Source organism: Metapseudomonas boanensis, from assembly GCF_042232855.1.
Classification (GTDB): Bacteria; Pseudomonadota; Gammaproteobacteria; order Pseudomonadales; family Pseudomonadaceae; genus Metapseudomonas; species Metapseudomonas boanensis.
The window spans coordinates 2,645,809-2,663,412 of the sequence record NZ_CP113889.1 but is presented as its reverse complement, the minus strand read 5'-3'; the positions used below and the strand labels follow the sequence as shown (position 1 = coordinate 2,663,412).

General features: G+C 62.3%; 15 protein-coding genes and 1 other RNA gene. 7 read left to right on the top strand and 9 right to left on the bottom strand.

The genetic code is table 11. The annotated features are described in order from the left end of the window. Positions 1-13 precede the first annotated feature (13 nt). The 5 genes from OXH74_RS12260 (at position 14) to OXH74_RS12240 (ending at position 6,193) form a co-directional block, all read left to right on the top strand. Positions 14-838: a (Fe-S)-binding protein gene (locus OXH74_RS12260; RefSeq protein ID WP_375741418.1), complete on the top strand. Its 825-nt coding sequence runs from the start codon at positions 14-16 to the stop codon at positions 836-838. Further along, complete coding sequence (locus tag OXH74_RS12255; protein ID WP_375741417.1) at positions 835-2,280, top strand: LutB/LldF family L-lactate oxidation iron-sulfur protein; 1,446 nt, start codon at positions 835-837, stop codon at positions 2,278-2,280. Before OXH74_RS12260 ends, OXH74_RS12255 begins: the two co-directional genes overlap by 4 nt. 1 nt (position 2,281) lies before the next feature. Next, complete coding sequence (locus OXH74_RS12250; protein ID WP_375741416.1) at positions 2,282-2,953, top strand: lactate utilization protein C; 672 nt, start codon at positions 2,282-2,284, stop codon at positions 2,951-2,953. Then, positions 2,950-5,763, top strand: coding sequence for an FAD-binding and (Fe-S)-binding domain-containing protein (locus tag OXH74_RS12245; RefSeq protein ID WP_375741415.1), 2,814 nt, complete (start codon positions 2,950-2,952; stop codon positions 5,761-5,763). The genes OXH74_RS12250 and OXH74_RS12245 overlap by 4 nt, the downstream gene beginning before the upstream one ends. A gap of 184 nt (positions 5,764-5,947) precedes the next feature. Beyond that, positions 5,948-6,193, top strand: a complete 246-nt coding sequence (locus OXH74_RS12240; protein ID WP_375741414.1) for a hypothetical protein — start codon at positions 5,948-5,950, stop codon at positions 6,191-6,193. A gap of 2 nt (positions 6,194-6,195) precedes the next feature. Here the strand turns inward: OXH74_RS12240 and OXH74_RS12235 are convergent, their stop codons facing one another. Further along, positions 6,196-9,108 carry an ATP-binding protein gene (locus tag OXH74_RS12235; RefSeq protein WP_375741413.1) on the bottom strand — a complete coding sequence of 971 codons (2,913 nt, stop codon included), beginning with the start codon at positions 9,106-9,108 and terminating at the stop codon, positions 6,196-6,198. 153 nt (positions 9,109-9,261) lie between these two features. Between OXH74_RS12235 and ssrA the strand changes: the two genes are divergently transcribed. Together ssrA and OXH74_RS12225 are read left to right on the top strand one after the other, a co-directional pair. After that, positions 9,262-9,636, top strand: a transfer-messenger RNA (tmRNA) gene (gene ssrA / locus OXH74_RS12230). Between the two features lie 236 nt (positions 9,637-9,872). Further along, positions 9,873-10,091 (top strand): hypothetical protein, encoded by a 219-nt coding sequence (locus OXH74_RS12225; protein ID WP_375741412.1) that lies wholly within the window; start codon positions 9,873-9,875, stop codon positions 10,089-10,091. 41 nt (positions 10,092-10,132) lie between these two features. Here OXH74_RS12225 and OXH74_RS12220 read toward each other — a convergent pair whose 3' ends face one another. The 8 genes from OXH74_RS12220 to iaaH form a co-directional block, all read right to left on the bottom strand. Continuing rightward, a complete protein-coding gene (locus OXH74_RS12220; protein WP_375741411.1) occupies positions 10,133-11,119 on the bottom strand; it encodes a tyrosine-type recombinase/integrase in 987 nt (328 codons plus the stop codon). After that, on the bottom strand, positions 11,119-12,396 hold the full coding sequence (locus tag OXH74_RS12215; protein ID WP_375741410.1) for a hypothetical protein: 1,278 nt from the start codon (positions 12,394-12,396) through the stop codon (positions 11,119-11,121). Before OXH74_RS12215 ends, OXH74_RS12220 begins: the two co-directional genes overlap by 1 nt. Positions 12,397-12,609: 213 nt before the next feature. Then, on the bottom strand, positions 12,610-12,903 hold the full coding sequence (locus OXH74_RS12210; protein ID WP_375741409.1) for a hypothetical protein: 294 nt from the start codon (positions 12,901-12,903) through the stop codon (positions 12,610-12,612). 101 nt (positions 12,904-13,004) lie between these two features. Further along, positions 13,005-13,442 (bottom strand): lipocalin-like domain-containing protein, encoded by a 438-nt coding sequence (locus OXH74_RS12205; protein WP_375741408.1) that lies wholly within the window; start codon positions 13,440-13,442, stop codon positions 13,005-13,007. Beyond that, positions 13,439-14,308, bottom strand: coding sequence for an alpha/beta fold hydrolase (locus OXH74_RS12200; protein ID WP_375741407.1), 870 nt, complete (start codon positions 14,306-14,308; stop codon positions 13,439-13,441). The genes OXH74_RS12205 and OXH74_RS12200 overlap by 4 nt, the downstream gene beginning before the upstream one ends. Continuing rightward, positions 14,305-15,261 carry a VOC family protein gene (locus OXH74_RS12195; protein WP_375741406.1) on the bottom strand — a complete coding sequence of 319 codons (957 nt, stop codon included), beginning with the start codon at positions 15,259-15,261 and terminating at the stop codon, positions 14,305-14,307. Before OXH74_RS12195 ends, OXH74_RS12200 begins: the two co-directional genes overlap by 4 nt. Positions 15,262-15,343: 82 nt before the next feature. Continuing rightward, positions 15,344-16,102, bottom strand: coding sequence for an SDR family NAD(P)-dependent oxidoreductase (locus tag OXH74_RS12190; RefSeq protein ID WP_375741405.1), 759 nt, complete (start codon positions 16,100-16,102; stop codon positions 15,344-15,346). Between the two features lie 51 nt (positions 16,103-16,153). Beyond that, positions 16,154-17,599, bottom strand: a complete 1,446-nt coding sequence (iaaH, locus tag OXH74_RS12185) for an indoleacetamide hydrolase (protein ID WP_375741404.1) — start codon at positions 17,597-17,599, stop codon at positions 16,154-16,156. Positions 17,600-17,604 lie beyond the last annotated feature (5 nt).

Genomic DNA, 17,604 nt, shown 5'->3' with positions numbered 1-17,604 from the left:
GGAGAAACGCCAGATGAGCGAGCTTTTCCATGACGCCGCGCCCAACGCCACCCGCGTTGCGCCGCCCCTGCCAGCCCCACGCACCTACCCCGTGCAAAAGCCGGCACAGGTCTACCTCTTCGGTACCTGCGTAGTCGACCTGTTCTTCCCCGAGGCCGGCCTGGATGCCATCCGCCTGCTGCAACGCGAAGGCATCAAGGTGCACTTCCCGCAAGGGCAGAGCTGCTGCGGCCAGCCGGCCTATACATCCGGCTACACCGAGGAAGCACGCAAGGTCGCGAGGGCCCAGCTGGCGCTGTTCCAGGAGGACTGGCCCGTCGTGGTGCCTTCCGGCTCCTGCGCCGGCATGCTGCGTGAGCACTATGCAGAGCTGTTCAAGGACGAGCCGGAACTGTTGAAGCAGGCCCGCGCTTTAGCGGCACGGACCTTCGAGCTGGCCGAGTTCCTCCTGCATGTATGCAAAGTGCAGCTCAAGGACCACGGCAGCCCAGTGAAGGTGGCGCTGCACACGTCATGCAGCGCACGCCGCGAAATGAACACCCACCTGCACGGCCGTGCCTTATTGGCGCAGCTGGGCCAGGTGGAACGGGTCGATCATGACCATGAGAGTGAGTGCTGCGGTTTTGGCGGCACCTTCTCGGTACGCATGCCGGATATTTCCGGTGCCATGGTCGCGGACAAGACCCGTGCCCTGAAGGATTCCGGCGCCCACGAGGTGATCAGCGCCGACTGCGGCTGCTTGATGAACATCAACGGCGCATTTGAGAAACAAAAGGAAGCGTTGCGCGGGCAACATCTGGCGACCTTCCTCTGGCAACGCACCGGAGGTCGGCGATGAACATGGAAGCCCGTATCCCAGCGGTGCAACTGCGCGATGATTTCAAATCCAGGGCCCACGAAGCCCTGGGGGATGGCCAGTTGCGGCGTAACTTCCGCAGTGCCATGGACTCGCTGATGGCCAAGCGCGCCAGCGCCTTCAGCGATGCCGACGAACGCGAGCGACTGCGTGCCCTGGGCAACCGCATCCGCGCCCGTGCGCTATCCAGGCTGCCCGAGTTACTCGAGCAGCTTGAGCAAAACCTGACCCGCAACGGTGTGAAAGTGCACTGGGCGGAGACGGTGGACGAGGCCAATGCCATCGTCCTCTCGATCATCCAGGCTCACGAGGCCCGGCAAGTGATCAAAGGCAAATCGATGGTCAGCGAGGAAATGGAAATGAACCATGTCCTCGAAGGCCATGGCATCGAATGCCTGGAATCGGACATGGGCGAGTACATCGTCCAGCTCGACCACGAGAAGCCTTCTCATATCATCATGCCGGCAATCCACAAGAACGCCGGTCAGGTCGCGTCCCTGTTCCACGACAAGCTCGGCGTGGAGTACACCAGGGACGTCGACCAGCTTATCCAGATTGGCCGGCGCATCTTGCGGCAGAAGTTCTTCGAGGCCGATATCGGCGTTTCCGGGGTCAACTTCGCCGTGGCTGAAACCGGCACCCTGCTGCTGGTGGAGAACGAAGGCAACGGCCGGATGTCCACCACTGTGCCGCCGGTGCACATTGCCGTGACCGGCATCGAGAAAGTGGTGCAGAACCTGCGCGACGTGGTGCCGTTGCTGTCCCTGCTGACCCGCTCCGCGCTGGGCCAGCCGATCACCACCTACGTCAACATGATCTCCGGCCCACGCAAGGCTGATGAGCTGGACGGCCCCGAGGAAGTCCACTTGGTGCTACTGGACAATGGTCGCAGCCAGGCCTTCGCCGACAGCGAACTGCGCCAGACGCTGAACTGCATCCGTTGCGGCGCCTGCATGAATCATTGCCCGGTGTACACCCGCGTCGGCGGCCACACCTACGGTGAGGTCTACCCTGGCCCCATCGGCAAGATCATCACTCCGCACCTGGTGGGGCTGGACAAGGTTCCGGACCACCCCAGCGCCTCTTCGCTGTGCGGTGCCTGTGGTGAAGTGTGCCCGGTGAAGATTCCGATTCCCTCGCTTCTACGCCGCCTGCGCGAAGAAAACATCAAGGCACCGGACAATCCGTACAAGGTCATGCGCGGCCAGGGCAGCAAGTACTCGCCCCGCGAACGGCTGTTGTGGAAAGGCTGGCGCCTGCTCAACACCTCGCCTGCGCTGTACCGCGCCTTCAGCTTCCTGGCCACCCGTCTGCGCGGCCTCACGCCGAATAACATCGGCCCCTGGACGCAGAACCACAGCGCGCCGAGACCGGCCTCGCGCTCCCTGCACGAACTTGCCCGCGAACACCTGGGGAACGACTGACATGAGCGCCAAGCAGAACATCCTCGCCAAGTTGAAGAGAAGCCTGGAAGGCACCACGCCGATTGCCGACGACTTCGACGAAGCCCTGGTGACCCAGCCCTGGAGCTACCCGGCCGAACAACGCATTCCGCGCCTGCGCCAACTGATGGAGGCGGTCCACACGGAGACCCACCTCACGCGACGTGACGAGTGGCCGGCCCTGCTCGCACGCCTGGTGACCAAACGCGGCTTGCCCAATCTACTGATCGCCCCGGGCACCGAGCATGGCCAGCGAGTCCAGGAATACTGGCAGCAACACGCCATTCAGACTCCCCTCAAGGCCTACGATCGACCTATCGAAGAGTGGAAGGCCGAGCTCTTCAACGACACCGCCGCCAGCCTGACCGGCACCCTCGGCGGCATCGCCGCCACCGGCAGTCTGATCATATGGCCAACGCCTGATGAGCCACGCCTGATGAGCCTGGTGCCACCCGTGCATTTCGCCCTGCTGAACGCCAGCGAGGTGCAGGACAACTTCTACGAGGTGCAGCAGAAGCACCGCTGGGCGGCCGGCATGCCGACCAACGCCCTGCTCGTCTCCGGTCCCTCCAAGACCGCTGACATCGAGCAAGTGCTCGCCTACGGCGCCCACGGGCCGAAGGATCTGGTGGTGTTGATCCTGGAGGATGCATGAGCCTGCCGATTCCGTTCCTCAATACGGTCGAAAAGCTGATCCCCCACGAACGCCGCTTCGATGATCCGCTGTCCACCTTGGCCTTCGGTACCGATGCCAGCTTCTATCGACTGATTCCCAAGCTGGTGATCCGCGTCGAGAGCGAAGCCGAAGTCATCGCCCTGCTCCAGGCCGCCCACGCCGAACTCGTGTCGGTGACCTTCCGCGCCGCTGGCACCAGCCTTTCCGGCCAAGCCATTACCGATTCGGTGCTGCTGGTTTTGGGCGACCACTGGAACGGCCGCGAAATTCGTGAGGGCGGCGCCCAGATTCGCCTGCAACCTGGCGTCATCGGCGCCCAGGCCAACGCCTGGCTTGCCCCCTTCGGCCGCAAGATCGGCCCTGATCCGGCCTCAATCAACGCCTGCAAGATCGGCGGTATCGTCGCCAACAACGCCAGCGGCATGTGCTGCGGCACGGCGCAAAACAGCTACCACACCCTTGCCGGCCTGCGCCTGGTGCTGGCCGATGGCACCTTGCTGGATACTGAAGACGCGTCCAGCGTGGCCGCCTTCCGAAACAGCCACGCCACCCTGCTGGACCAATTGGCCGAACTGGGACGGCAGACCCGCGCCAATGCCGACCTGGCCATCAAGATCCGCCACAAGTACCGCCTGAAGAACACCACCGGCCTGTCGCTCAACGCCCTGGTCGATTACGACGAACCGCTGGACATCCTCAGCCACCTGCTGGTGGGCTCCGAAGGCACGCTCGGTTTCATCAGCGCGGTGACCTACGACACCGTGCCCGAACACCCGCACAAGGCCTCGGCGCTGCTGGTGTTCCCCGATGTGGAAAGCTGCTGCAAGGCCGTTACCCTGCTGAAAAGCCAGCCGGTGTCCGCGGTGGAGCTGCTCGACCGGCGCAGCCTGCGCTCGGTGGAGAACAAGCCGGGCATGCCGGAATGGGTCATAGGCCTTTCGGCCAGCGCCTGCGCCCTATTGATCGAGTCGCGCGCCGCCAGCCAGAGCCTGCTGCACGACCAGCTCAACCTGATCATGGCGTCCATCGCTGTGTTCCCGCTGGAGCAGAAGGTCGATTTCAGCGAAGACCCGTCCGTCTACAACCAGCTGTGGAAAATCCGTAAGGATACTTTCCCCGCCGTCGGCGCCGTGCGCCAGACCGGCACCACGGTGATCATCGAAGACGTCACCTTCCCCATCGAACAACTTGCTGAAGGCGTCAACCGCCTGATCGCCCTGTTCGACAAGCACCATTACGACGAAGCCATCATTTTCGGCCATGCCCTGGAGGGCAACCTGCACTTCGTCTTCACCCAGGGCTTCGACAGCCCGGAACAAGTGGCCCGCTACGACGCTTTCATGCAGGACGTGGCGCAGTTGGTAGCGGTGGAGTTCGGCGGCTCGCTCAAAGCCGAACACGGGACCGGACGCAACATGGCGCCCTTCGTCGAGCTGGAATGGGGCAGCGACGCCTACCAGCTGATGTGGCGCATCAAGCGCCTGCTGGACCCGCGGGGCATCCTCAACCCTGACGTGATCCTAAGCGAAGACCCGGATATTCATCTGAAGAACCTCAAGCCGCTGCCCGCAGCCGACGAGATTGTCGACAAGTGCATCGAATGCGGTTTCTGCGAGCCGGTCTGCCCGTCCAAGGGGCTGACCCTGAGCCCGCGCCAACGCATCGTCATCTGGCGAGATATCCAAGCCAAGAAGCGCGCCGGCCTCGACACCACCGTGCTGGAGCAGGCTTATCAATACCAGGGCATCGAAACCTGCGCCGCTACCGGCCTGTGCGCCCAGCGCTGCCCGGTCGGCATCAACACCGGCGACCTGATACGCAAGCTGCGCGGCGGCCAGGCCCACCACGCGGGCAGCGCCGCCTGGCTCGCGGGGCACTTCGCCACCGCGCTCAAGGGCGCACGCCTGACACTGCGCGTGACCAACGGCGTGCGCAAGGTGCTCGGTGCGCCGCTGCTGGCGAAAACCTCCGGCGCCCTGCGCCAGCTCTCCGGCAACCGCCTGCCACAATGGACGCCAGCAGTGCCTCAGGCTGCGCGACCCCTCCAGTTCACCCCGGCGACCGTGGATGCACGCCCGCGCGTGGTCTACCTCGCTGCCTGCGTATCCCGCGCCATGGGGCCAGCGGCTTTTGACCGAGAGCAGGTGCCGCTGATCGAGAAGACTCGTATGCTGCTGGAGAAGGCCGGATACCAGGTCGTTGTCCCCGAGAATCTGGAGAGTCTCTGCTGCGGTCAGCCCTTCGCCTCCAAGGGTTATCCACTGCAGGCCGATGACAAGCGCCGGGAGCTGATCGACGCCCTGCTAAAGGCCAGTCGCGGTGGGATCGATCCGATCTACTGCGACACCAGCCCCTGCACCCTGCGCCTGGTGCAAGACGCCTTGGATGATCGCCTCAAGCTATTCGACCCGGTGCGTTTCATTCGCAGCCACCTGCTCGACCGCCTGGAGTTCACCCCGCAGGACAAGCCGGTGGCCGTCCACATCACCTGTAGCACCCAGAACCTGGGTGAAGCCCAAGGACTGATCGACATCGTGCGGCGCTGCACCAATGAGGTCGTCATTCCCGAAGGCATCCACTGCTGCGGATTCGCTGGCGACAAGGGCTTCACCACCCCCGAGCTGAACGCCCATTCGCTGCGCTCGCTGAAGGAAGCGGTGCAGTACTGCGAGGAAGGTGTTTCTACCAGCCGAACCTGCGAAATCGGCCTGACCCAGCACGGCGGCATCGACTATCACGGGCTGGTCTACCTGGTAGACCGCGTCACCCGCCCCCGCCCCCACGCCTGAGCAGGCGCGGGGCGGAGCTTTTCGTCACACGGTCAGATGGGGTCGGCCAAGTTGGTAAAATGCGCGATACCCATCGCTGTGGGGCGGTGGGTACCACTTCGCTCAATCCACCCCACGGCAAATCCGACGCCCCTCCAGACCTTTCCTATACTGCAGGGCACCCCATCCTGACTGGAGGTTCGCTATGCGCCGTCTTGCCGTTTTCCTTGCCGCCGCTTTGCTCAGTACTCCGCTCTGGGCTGCACATTGCCCAGCCGACATGGCAAAGATCGATCAGCTGCTGAAAACCGACCCGCCTGCCGACCCCACAGTGCTTGAAGAAGTGAAAAAGCTTCGCGCCGAGGGTGAAGCACTGCACAAGTCCGGCGACCACGCAGAGTCGGTCAAGGTGCTGGGTGAAGCCCTGAACCTGCTGCAATCCAGCGAGTAGCCCTAAGCCTCCTGGCCGAGCAACGATAGCGCGATTCGCCGTACCTGCTTGAGGTCCACGGGTTTGCTCAAGCAAGCATCCGCCCCCCGGCGACGCGCTTCGGCCAGGAGTTTCTCGTCCACCGCAGCGCTCACCACCAGTACCGGCGTTTGCGCCAGGCGGGCATCGCCGCGAACGAAATCGAGCACCTCCAAACCGTCGCCGTCAGGCAAGTCCAGATCCAGCAGCAACAACGCCGGCGTACTGGCCTCCAGCATCGTCACGGCCCTACCCACCGACCCGGCACCGCGAACATCAGCCAAGTCCCTGAGCCCCTCTTGCAGCACCTTCAGGCAGGCCGGGTGGTCCTCCACGCATAGCACCTCTGGCAGCGATTGAGGCTCGCTGACCTCCGGCTCGGCCGGCACCTCGGCCTCACTGCGCTCCGCCGCACTGGGCAGGTCGATCCAGAAGCGGCTGCCGACATCCGGCGCACTACTGACGCCCATCTCACCACCCATCAGCTCCGCCAGTTCACGGCAGAGCACCAGGCCGATCCCGGTTCCGGGAATGGTGGAATTCTCTCGCCCCAGCCGCTGGAAGGGCTGGAAGAGCATGGCCTGCTGTTCCGGGCTCAGGCCCGGACCACTGTCGGCCACCCACAGACGCACGCCTGCGGCACGCACCTCATAACCCATGCTGACCATTCCCTGCGGGCTGTTGTACTTCATCGCGTTCGACAACAGGTTCAGCACCACTTGACGCAGCCGGCGCGCATCCGCCAACACATGCAAAGGCGGCTCGGGCGGGGGCATCTGTTGCAGCTGCAATCGGCGCGCCTGCAATTCCGGCTGGATCAACTCAGCGCAGCTGGCCAGCAGCGGCCCGATATCCACGGGCGTCAATTGCAGCTGTTGGCGGCGACTCTCGATGCTCGACAGGTCGAGAATGTCGTCCACCAGCGAGGTCAGGTGACGACTGGCGTTGACGATCTCGTGGGCGTAGTCGCCCTCTACCTTGCGATCCTCCCGCCCCTCGGCTTCCAGCCCGATCAGCTGGGCGAATCCATTGATTGCATTGAGCGGCGTGCGAAGCTCGTGGCTCATGCTGGAGAGGAATCGGCTCTTGGCCTGGCTGGCGGCCTGGGCTTCGCGCGTTGCCAGACGCAACTCTTCCTCCACTTCCTTCAAGCGCGTGATGTCCACATGGGTGCCCGCCACCAGCAAGGCGTGACCGTCGGAATCGCGCTCCAGAACCTTGCCGCGACTAAGCAGCCAGGCATAGTTCCCCTCGGCGTCGGCAAAGCGATACTCGGCATCGAAGTTGTCCTGCTCGCTGCTGGAGAACAGCAAGCGCAGACGCCGCGCTCGCTCGACGTCATCCGGATGCACCCGATCGTTGAATTCGTTGAGGGGCAAGTGGTCGCTGCGCAAACCAAAACGCTTCACGAAGCGCCCGCTCATCTTGATCGACTGGCTGCCCGCATCCACCTCCCACAGGCTTTCCGTGGTGCTCTCAAGTACCAGGTCAAGGTTGCGCCGGGCCTCCAGGCGCTCCTCCTCGCTGGCCTGCAGCTGCGAGCCGCTCAGCTGCACAGCCTCAGCGAGTGCCTGCAACTCAGCGATTCGGCTGGTCGGTGCAGGAGGCCGGAAATCGCCTACGCCAATGCGTTGCATCATCCCCATGATGCCTGCCATGGGCTGCGCCAGCTCATTGCTGAGACGCCGCGAGCGCGACCACATCCAAGCGAAGAACAAGGCATAGAAGAACGCCAAGCCAGCGATCAGCAGGTAACCGATCTGCTGGTAGCGCTCGGCCAGGCGGTTGGTTTCGCGAAAGATGTTCGCTTCGTCCACCACCATCATCAACCGCCAGCCGGTCTGCGGAATCTCGCTCCAGGCCACCAACTGCTTGCGTCCCCCCAACTCTACCTCCTGCACGTTGCCCTTGCCGGCGGCCATGGCATCCAGCAACGGTTGCATCTCGCGGTGCCGGGTCAGGCTGAAATCCTCTGGCTTAAGCACTTCGCGGCGAACGGCCTCTTCATAGGAATAGCGGGTCAACTCACGCAGTCCGAAATCACGCTCCCCCGCCTCGGGCAGGGCCATGATGCTGTGGTCGCGGCTCACCAGCATTGCGTATCCCTGCCAGGGCACTTTGAGATCACCGATTTCGCTGAGCATTTGCCCGACGGTGATATCCAGCCCGACCACCCCCTCCAGAAAGTCGCCTCGGTAGACCGGCGCAATGGCCGACATCATCCAGCCCAACCCGGCAGGGTCCAGGTAGACGTCGGTCCAGGCCATCTTGCGTTGCGGGTTGTGCTTGGCGTCGGCGAGGTAATAGAAGTTGTAGTTCGGTATCACCATGTCATGGGGATACTGCTCGGGCGTCATGAAGAAAGGAAAGATGCGGTTATAGCTGTCCCAGCTGTTGAAATAGACCGCCGCCACCAACGGATTGGCCTCGCGGATCGAACGCATCAGCGGGTCCACCTGCGACAGACGCAGCGCCTTGTCGTGGTCCTGGCGTTCTACCGGCGTGCTGCTGGCATAAAAGGAAGCGGCCCGGCCGTTGTCGGTCTTGGTATAGAGCACACCGTCCGAACTCAGCACATGACGGTCACGCTCGAGCTGGTCCGGCTTGAAGCTGCGATCCTGCAGCGCACGCCCAACCGCGTCACGAAAAAGTCGCGTAGGCACCTCGATACTTTGCAGGCGCACGTCGATGACCTTGCCCTCACGCTGCACCGCACTGCTCAAGTCCTCCAGCGCACTCTGCTGCAGGTAATTGACCTGCGCATCACGGATCGCGCTGTTGGTCAGCAGGTAGGCAGTGATCAGCACTGACTCCACCAGCACCAACGGGATCAGGGCGCTTTGGACGAATGCACGCCATATCCACTGGCGCAGGGGAGTTCGGGCGGAACGCGGCATGGCGACGTCTCAGCTCAAAAAGTCTTCCTGACGATAGCTTGCAATCATACCGCAAGCCCCCATATAGCTGGCATGGACGAATACACCAAATGCGCAGTCGACGCTGCGCGGCCCATGCCGTAGAATAGACGATGTTGTACACCCAGCAGTTTTGGGGCCGATTAGGATTCGACGCCGGTAACAAAACTCTAGGGGCATGCCGAGCTGGTAGCAGACCTCGTAAATTAGCTGCTGCAAACTATTAGTTGCCAACGACGACAACTACGGGGCGGCCCTCGCGGCCTAACCCTTCTGGCGGCTTCGGCTGCCAGCAGTCACTAGGGGATGCCTGTAAACCCGAAACGACTGTCAGATAGAACAGGATCGCCGCCAAGTTCGCTGTAGACGTAACGGCTAAAACTTATACAGCTCGCTCAGAGCACCCTGCCAGTCGGGCCGCAATGAGCTAACTCAGTAGACTTGGCTAAGCATGTAGTCCCGAAAGCGGAGAGCTGGCGGACGGGGGTTCAAATCCCCCCGGCTCCACCAAAATCCAAGACTAAGCCCTTGATTTTCCTAGAGAATTTCAGGGGCTTTTTCTTTTCCGCTCTAAAATGTCGAAAAAACGTCGAACCCTCCCTTCGCCCCGCAAAGAACGCCGCCCTGCGCAAGCGAAAAAATTTGGCTCGAGACACCCTTGATCTATTCCCGCCCGGCATCCATAAGGAGGTGGGCGGGGGAACAAATGCACGGCTAAACCAGCTAGTTAGCGAAGGGTATCGAAAATGGAAAAGACCACCAAAAACAGCTCGTCCTTCCACGTAGTCAAGAACGGCAGAATGCTCCATGGAAATGCGGCATTTCTGCACATTGCAAGCAAGGTAGGTGGTGTAGACGGCTTTTTGGCCCTTTATGGGCAAGAGGTCATGAAGAACTCTCTAAACGCCGTACTGTCAGAGGCTCGCAGCAAAGACGGCACGCCTCGTATTCGTCGAGTCAAATGAAGTCACCCGGCGCTTTAAGGCCCCTTAAGGCGCCGCCCTCCTCAGACATTGAGCAACGGTCCAAATTTCATCGCATCCTGCAAATGATCTGGGGATAGATGTGCATAACGCATTGTCATCGCGACCGTGGAGTGTCCCAGGATTTTCTGAAGCGTCAGGATGTTTCCACCGTTCATCATGAAGTGACTGGCGAAGCTATGCCGCAGAGCGTGGCTGGCTTGGCCTTGTGGTAGCTGGATTGTGGTTCGCTCCAAGGCACGGCGGAAGGAAGTAATGCAGGAGGTGAACTGCCCATTGGTTCGCCAATGCTTCCTGAGCCGATCAGCAAGCTCCTTGGGAATCGGCACCGAACGGACCTTTCCCGATTTCGTGCCGGCATAGGTGACGATGTTCCCCTGAAGGCGGTTGGGCGTCAGCTTCTCGGCCTCTGACCATCTGGCACCCGTGGCTAGGCATAACAGCGTAACCAATTCGGTATGTGGGTTCTCGCATCGGCTCCTTATCGCATCCAGCAACTCGGCAATCTGCTCATTGGTCAGCCAGGACAACTCCCGTTCTTGCAGCTTCAGCGGCTTCACCCCAACCAATGGGTTTTCGAAGTCGATTTGCCCCAAGTCCCGTAGCTCATTGAACACGGCACGGATGTAGCCCAGCTCGTTGTTCATGGTCTTGGGCGATACACCAGCATCCAGGCGTTTGCGTCGCACAGTCGAGTAGGTCGAAGCATCGAGCAGTCTTGCGACTGGATCACCGAGCCGCGTTGCCAGTTGCTCAAGCTTGGAGAGGCGACGTTTACCGTCACGCAGCGAGTGGCCGTGCAGGTTGAACCAGAGACGAACCAGCTCGGAGAGGCGGCGGCGATCTTTCGGTTTGGGGTTCCAGGCGGGCGTTTCGATGCACCTGGATCGGCACGTAGCTTCGAAGCGTTGAGCTTCTCCCTTGGTCTTCAATGTCTTGCGGAAACGCTTCCCCTTGATGGGTTCCACATCGACTCGCCAACGACCATCAGGCAACTGAACGATGGCCACTACACCGCCCTCCCCCACCGGATATGGCGTTCCTCCAGCAGGTTCTTAATGTGCTTGTAGATGTCGAGTTCGCTCATCTCCTTGGCGGCATAGTGATCGCGGATGACCGGCCAGCACTCCCAGGTTTGCAGCCGATCAAATGCCTTTTTTGCGCCCACCCGCTCCCTTGCCAGCAGGCTCACGAAGTTTCCCAGGAACAGCTCCACGTTCTTCCCGGAAAAGCCCCGACTGGTCTTGTGGTAGCGCTTGTACTCGGTTTCCTCCAGTAGGGAGTCCACTGGCAGATCGACCACCACGTCATTGCGGATCAGGGACCAGATCGGTTCGAAGTAGCCAGGACGAGCCAGCAGCTTGAATTGCCCCAAGCCGTACCGCCACAGGCCGTCCAGATGACCCGAGAAGGCTTCGAAGGTCTTGGTTTCGATGGCCTGGCCGGAGCGGGCATCAATCGAGCCGGAGGCGAACTGCTGGACGATGGAATGGTGATAGCGCAGCTCGATCCGCCACACGTCTTGCTTCGGGTCGTAGTTGAACGAGTCTTCATCGCAGAAGGAGTCACGGCGCTTCCAGACGCTCTCCCAGTAGTCCAGTTTGTCGGTCGCCCTGGCCTGCTCGGTCTTGTTGTAGAGGCAGAGCTGAATGCCGTTGGCCGAACCGAACATGTAGGTTTCGCCACGCCCGTAGATGCTCGACTTCGTGTCCCACTGAATCTCGTTGATGCCGGAAACGTCGCGGTGCGTCCTGGCCCGGCAGTGCATGCGGGCGACGAAGTCGGCAGGCGGTGTCCAGTTCTGGAGATCGAGGGCCAGATGGACGGCACATTGGTTTACCTCGACGTGTGAGAGAAGCTGCTCGGCATAGTGATCCATCCGAGCCTGAAGCCGTTCGGGGCTCAACGCATCAATGGCGTGAGGGGAAACTTCGATCTTCACGTGTGGGCCGATGGCGTCCACCTTCGCGTTGAAGTTCTTCACCAGCAGGATGAACCCAAGGTCAGCATTCTGGAGCTTGTACTGGTAACCGGAGTCCTTGCCCACTCGCCCGGAATGCCAACGCTCACCCGCGAAATCAACGATGGTGCCCGGGTTGTCGAACAGCTCAATCACACCTGGACGGATCAGACCGCGATAGAGCTGGCGGACCGTATCCACGCCACAGCGGAGCAAACGCACCTTGCTCAGATCGACCATTTTCATGGTGTGCGGATCGAAGAACACACGCCCCTTCGGGTCTTCATTGAAAAGCGGATCAACCCGCAACAGATCCTTAGCCTTCATTTCCAAATCTCCATTACTTGCCTGTATTTGCCGTTTCGAACTTGGTTTATCTGACGTGTTACAGGGACGTCAGCGCGCCGGCGCCCAGCGGGTCCCTCCCGCGCGCGGGAGCCCTCCCGCTTGGGCACCAGGCGTGGCTGGCGCAATGTGAAGGCGACAGAAGACCGAACCCCGTGACGGTCGTTGTCACGGGGCTGGAAAGCGAGGAGGCAGCTAGAAGTAGAGGTAGAGCGCGGTGACTGCGACGGAGAGGCACATGAACAGCAAAACCGCCAAGGAGCGCGGCGGCGGAGACTTGCTGTTACGTGCAGCCAGAATTTCCTGAGCTTGGAGATGGACGTAGGATGGGGATGTAGGCTGCTTGACCGGTCGATTGATGCCTTCGATTGGCCCGCCGTTATCCGACGAAGACGCGGAAGGAGGCATAAAACGGCCTGGGCGCTTCCACGTTTTTGCTTCTTTCTTCGCTCGCTCTTCGTGGAGCCAATCGCGGTCTTCGAGACCCATACAACCCCCTTATCCATCCTTGGATACCGCCTTGACCAAAGATACCGTGGGGATGTCAGAAATCACATAGCCAATGTCTACGCCCTTGTTCTGAATGCCGCTTACTCTTCCCTGCCTGCCGCGGCTCGCCTCCAGGCCAGCCTCGCGGTTCGCGCTTCAGCCGTGCCCTCTTCCAGGCGAGCGGTCAGCTCCAGGGTTTCGCCGTTGAAGGTCGCCACACGCTTCTGGGAGCCTCCCTCCCAGTTGGGGAACAGGCTATGGCGTACGTGGTGGTGGATCAGCCCGCCTTCCACGTCGTAGTCCCCGGCATAGGTCAGGTAGCTGTTGTAAGCCTTGGCCTTGTCGCCGTCACTGGCCGACCACTGTCCACCTTCGAGCGGTTCGCGGTTCTTCCTGGCAATGACACAGAACATCCCGTAGTCGCTGTATTCAATGAAGCCTTCCAGTTCTGTGCCCATGGGGTGCACCAGCCGGCCGTCGTCGTAAGCTTGCTCCCAGGACAGTATCTCCCAACGTCCTTGAATGCTCTTGCGGTTCATACGCGCTCCTTCTTCTGGTCCAGACCCAGGAATTCGATCAACAGACGGCTGAAGGCCTGGGCCCGCTCGATCTGCACCCAGTGGCCGCACTCACCGAAAACATGCATCTGGGCATGGGGAATCAGCCGCAGCAGACGCTCGGAAACCTCCAGGGGAATCACCTTGTCGTCGCGACCGTGAATGATCAGGGTGTCGTGGGGCAACGCACGCAGAGCGGACTCTGGCAGCGCCAGCATCTCTACGCCCTGCTGACGCGGCTCCGGAAAGAGCTGGGCGAACCGCGTCTGCACGTCGTCGCGCACGCTGGCTTCGTAGCGCATGCGCACCAGATCGTCATTGATCAGCCCCTGGTCGTAGGCGAACACGCCCATCAGTTCGCGCATCGCGGCAATCGAGGGCTGGTAGCCCCAGACCTTGTTCAGGCCCTCGGACATCGGAAACGACACACCGACCGCGCCCATCAACACCAGTCGCCGGACCCGTTCGGGGTGGCGATGGGCAAGGGCCAGTGCGATGGCGCCGCCAAAGGAATTGCCAACGACCGACACCTGCGCAATGTCCAGGGCATCAAGCAGGCCGATGAGTTGCCCGACCCAGGCATCCGGATCGAGGGCTCGCCCGGCCGGGCACTGGGTGTAACCGAAACCCAGCATGTCTGGGGCGATCACCCGTGCACGCTGCGCAAGCGCCGGGATCACGCCGCGCCAGTTGGCCCACGCCGTGACCCCCGGGCCGGAGCCGTGGATCAGCAGGATCGGCTGCCCCGAGCCTTGATCGTGATAATTGACGCGGTAGTCGCCGATCTGCAGGAAGTTGGCGATTTCCGGCGAGGCCAAGTCCTGGCCCTGCGAAGTAGCTGTAGTCATTGTTTGGCCTTTGCGGTTTGAGTGTGGGTGACGACGGGGGCGCGTAAGCCGCTATCCGCCAGGCGTCGGAGAATCCTTCGGGCTTCGGCGCGCTTTTCCGGCGGCAGCCAGGTGCGGTCGTGCCCCCACAGGCTCATGCCGGGCAACTCCTCCACCTGCCAGTCGGGCCCGATGGTGCGGCCCGCCCAGCCCAGTTCGAACATCCAGCCATCCGGGTTCTTCAGGTAGAAGGACGTCACATGGTCATTGATGTGGCGGCCGAGGGTGACGCCGATGCACTCGGGCTTTTCCAGGGCCATGTCGTAGGCACGGCCAACATCGTCGAAGTCGTTGTATTCGAGCATCAGGTGGTAGATGCCGGCGCCGGTGCCGGTATCGGCGATACCGATGGTGTGGTGGCGCGGATTGACGTGGAGGAACTCCACCTTGAACGGCGCGCTGGCACGGTCACTGACGCGGAAGCCGAGCACCTCTTTGTAAAGGTGACACATCCGCTCGAAATGCGCGGTCATCAGCGCCACATGACCGATCCCCAACTCGCCCGTGCGGAACCCACCGATGGGGCGGCCGGGCTGGAAGGGCGTGGCTGCGCTCTGCAGGTTCCAGGCGACCTCGATCCGGTTGCCGTCGGGGTCGCGGAAGTGAAAGAAATCGATAACGCCACGAAGGCGCTTCTCTTCCTCGGTCCCAGCTGTCGTCGGATAGCCCGCCGCCTCCAAGGCCTGCTGCACGCGGGGCAGGTCCGCTGCAGCGGGAACCTCATAGCCCATCGTCAGCGCCATGCTGTCGGCGGCGCACACCAGCAGGCGCTGGACCTTTTCGTCCATGCGCAGCCGCGCACAGGCGTCCGGCTGCATGCACTCCACCTGCAGGCCGATATGGCTGCCCGCCATATCCAGCCACTGCGCCAGATACGGGGTTTGAACGACGACATAGCTCATCGCATTGATCATTCGGGTTTTCCTGTAGCAATGGCTCACCGATCGGTCGCCCGGGCGCTGATGCACTGCCCCGGTGACGGGTGAGCGGCTGTGACTATTCCGCCGACATCCCGCCATCCACCGAAAGCGTGGCGCCGGTTACGTAGGAGGACTGTTCAGAAAGCAACCAGAGCACGGCAGCACAGACCTCCTGTGCACGTCCGATGCGGTGCATCGGGACACCGTTGTCGTACATGTGCTCATCACCCCCGGTGACACGATCGAAGCTCGGTGTCTTGATCGGTCCGGGGCATACCGCATTCACTCGAATGCCGCGCTTCGCGTAGTCCAGGGCTGCCGCGCGGGTGGCACCGACGATGCCGTGCTTGGAGGCGACGTAGGCGGTCGTTCCCGGCATGGCCTTGAGGCCGAAGATCGAGGCGTTGTTGACGATGGTTCCACCACCGCTGCACAGCATCGCCGCAGCCTCGTACTTCATCATGTAGAGGACGCCCTTGAGGTTGATGTCGATGACTTCCGAAAGGTCCTCCACCGGAGCCTCATGCACAGCGAGAAAGTCCCGCTGCAGGCCAGCATTGTTGAAAGCGCCATCCACCCGGCCATAGTGCTCCATGGCCAGTCCAACCAGGGCTTCGCAGTCGGCGACGCGGGAGACATCGGTGGCACGGAACAGGGCTTGGCCTCCCGCAGCATGGACTTCTTCGAGCAGGTCCGCTCCGGTCTTGGGATTGCGATTACCGATCACCACCCTGGCGCCAGCGGCTGCCAGGGCCAGGCAGGTCTCGCGGCCCATGCCGCTGCCGCCGCCGGTCACGATGATCACTTTGTCGCGTAGCTGGTCATCCAGGATCATGGGTGCTCACTTCCAGGTTGATGAGGTGTGGAGGTACGCCAGCTCCGCCGTTCAGGCACGAGGGATGCGTCCCAGAATCGACTCGAGGACGATGCCGATGGCCAACAGACGCCGATCCGTACCGAGCGGAGCATCCAGTTCCAGGCCGATCGGCAGGCCACTGCGACTGCCCAGACCAATTGGCATCTGGATACACGGCAGGCCGGCACTGGCGGCGGGTTCGGTATTCTGGATCAGTCGCTCGAACTGCTCCGGCCGATTGACTTCGGGGCTGGCTAAGGGGGCGACGGCAGGCGTTGTCGGGAAGACCAGCGCGTCCAGGACATGGATCTCGAACAGATCCTGGTAACGCTCCCTGAGCACCGTGCGCCCACCGTGCTGCGCGGTTTCATAGGCAGGTGCAACGTCAACCGGGCCATCTTCGCCGGGCATTTTCCGCGGCAGCACCCATTGCTCGTAGATGGCCCGCACGTCCGGACTGTGGATGCCACGCGCCAACGCCTGGATGTCGATAGCCGGCCCCTGTTCGCGCAGGTAGGCAACCATGTCTTCATAGGCCTCGTGGATCACCACCGGGAAGCCGACCGGTTGATTGAGCACCTGCAGCCCCGCATCGGGAATGTCCACCAGGGTCACCCCGTGGGCACGCAGTGTTTCCAGGGCCGCTTCGGCGACCTCGCGGGTGTCTTCGTCCAGGTTGTTCCAGAACTCCTGGGCGACCCCGAGGCGCAGGGCAGCCAGGGTCACGGGCGGCAGGCCATGCTCGTCCGTGATCAAGGCGTCCAGCAGCGCCACGTCGGCCATGCACAGCGCCATGGGACCGGCGGTGTCGCGGCTATGGGCGATCGGCACGATACCGCTCGCCGAATAGCGCCCCCAACTGGGGCGCAATGAAGCGCAGCCATTGAGCGCACAAGGAATCCGCATCGAGCCGCCGGTATCGGTGCCCAAGGCAGCCAGGGCCATGCGCGCGCCAAGGGCCGCAGCGCTGCCGGATGAGGAGCCACCGGCGATGCGCTCGCTGTCATACGGATTGCGGACGCCGGGCTGGCTACCCGTGTTGAACGCGGCGTTGAAGCCCGTGGCACCGAAGGCCAGCTCATGCATGTTGGTCTTGCCCAGCAGGATCGCTCCGGCATCGCGGAGCTTTTTCAGCACTGGTGCGTCCTCCTGCGGAACGAAATCGGCCAGCGCCGGTGTACCCGCCGTACAGGGCAGCCCGGCTGCGTGGATGTTGTCCTTGACCACAATCGGAATACCGCTCAGGGGTTTGGGCGGCAAACCAGCGGCACGCGCGGCATCGGCGGCGCCCGCAGCCGCCAGCGCTCCGGCGGCATCCAGCGTGACATAGACATTGAGGTCCCGGCCGTCGTCGGATCGTTCCAGGCAGGCCTGGACCAGCTCGGTGCTGCTCAGGACGCCATCGCGAAAGGCCGCCAACGCCTGGCCTATGGTCTGGTCGGTGACCGGGGTTTCCGGGGAGTGGAAGAGTTTCATGCTGT

Excerpts from the sequence above, each read along its gene's own strand:
- OXH74_RS12255 (WP_375741417.1), top strand. The coding sequence starts at position 835 with ATGAACATGGAAGCCCGTATCCCAGCGGTGCAACTGCGCGATGATTTC.
- OXH74_RS12250 (WP_375741416.1), top strand. The coding sequence starts at position 2,282 with ATGAGCGCCAAGCAGAACATCCTCGCCAAGTTGAAGAGAAGCCTGGAA.
- OXH74_RS12245 (WP_375741415.1), top strand. The coding sequence starts at position 2,950 with ATGAGCCTGCCGATTCCGTTCCTCAATACGGTCGAAAAGCTGATCCCC.
- OXH74_RS12260 (WP_375741418.1), top strand. The coding sequence starts at position 14 with ATGAGCGAGCTTTTCCATGACGCCGCGCCCAACGCCACCCGCGTTGCG.
- iaaH (WP_375741404.1), bottom strand. The coding sequence starts at position 17,599 with ATGAAACTCTTCCACTCCCCGGAAACCCCGGTCACCGACCAGACCATA.
- OXH74_RS12195 (WP_375741406.1), bottom strand. The coding sequence starts at position 15,261 with ATGATCAATGCGATGAGCTATGTCGTCGTTCAAACCCCGTATCTGGCG.
- OXH74_RS12235 (WP_375741413.1), bottom strand. The coding sequence starts at position 9,108 with ATGCCGCGTTCCGCCCGAACTCCCCTGCGCCAGTGGATATGGCGTGCA.
- OXH74_RS12190 (WP_375741405.1), bottom strand. The coding sequence starts at position 16,102 with ATGATCCTGGATGACCAGCTACGCGACAAAGTGATCATCGTGACCGGC.
- OXH74_RS12205 (WP_375741408.1), bottom strand. The coding sequence starts at position 13,442 with ATGAACCGCAAGAGCATTCAAGGACGTTGGGAGATACTGTCCTGGGAG.
- OXH74_RS12215 (WP_375741410.1), bottom strand. The coding sequence starts at position 12,396 with ATGAAGGCTAAGGATCTGTTGCGGGTTGATCCGCTTTTCAATGAAGAC.
- OXH74_RS12240 (WP_375741414.1), top strand. The coding sequence starts at position 5,948 with ATGCGCCGTCTTGCCGTTTTCCTTGCCGCCGCTTTGCTCAGTACTCCG.
- OXH74_RS12200 (WP_375741407.1), bottom strand. The coding sequence starts at position 14,308 with ATGACTACAGCTACTTCGCAGGGCCAGGACTTGGCCTCGCCGGAAATC.
- OXH74_RS12210 (WP_375741409.1), bottom strand. The coding sequence starts at position 12,903 with ATGGGTCTCGAAGACCGCGATTGGCTCCACGAAGAGCGAGCGAAGAAA.
- OXH74_RS12225 (WP_375741412.1), top strand. The coding sequence starts at position 9,873 with ATGGAAAAGACCACCAAAAACAGCTCGTCCTTCCACGTAGTCAAGAAC.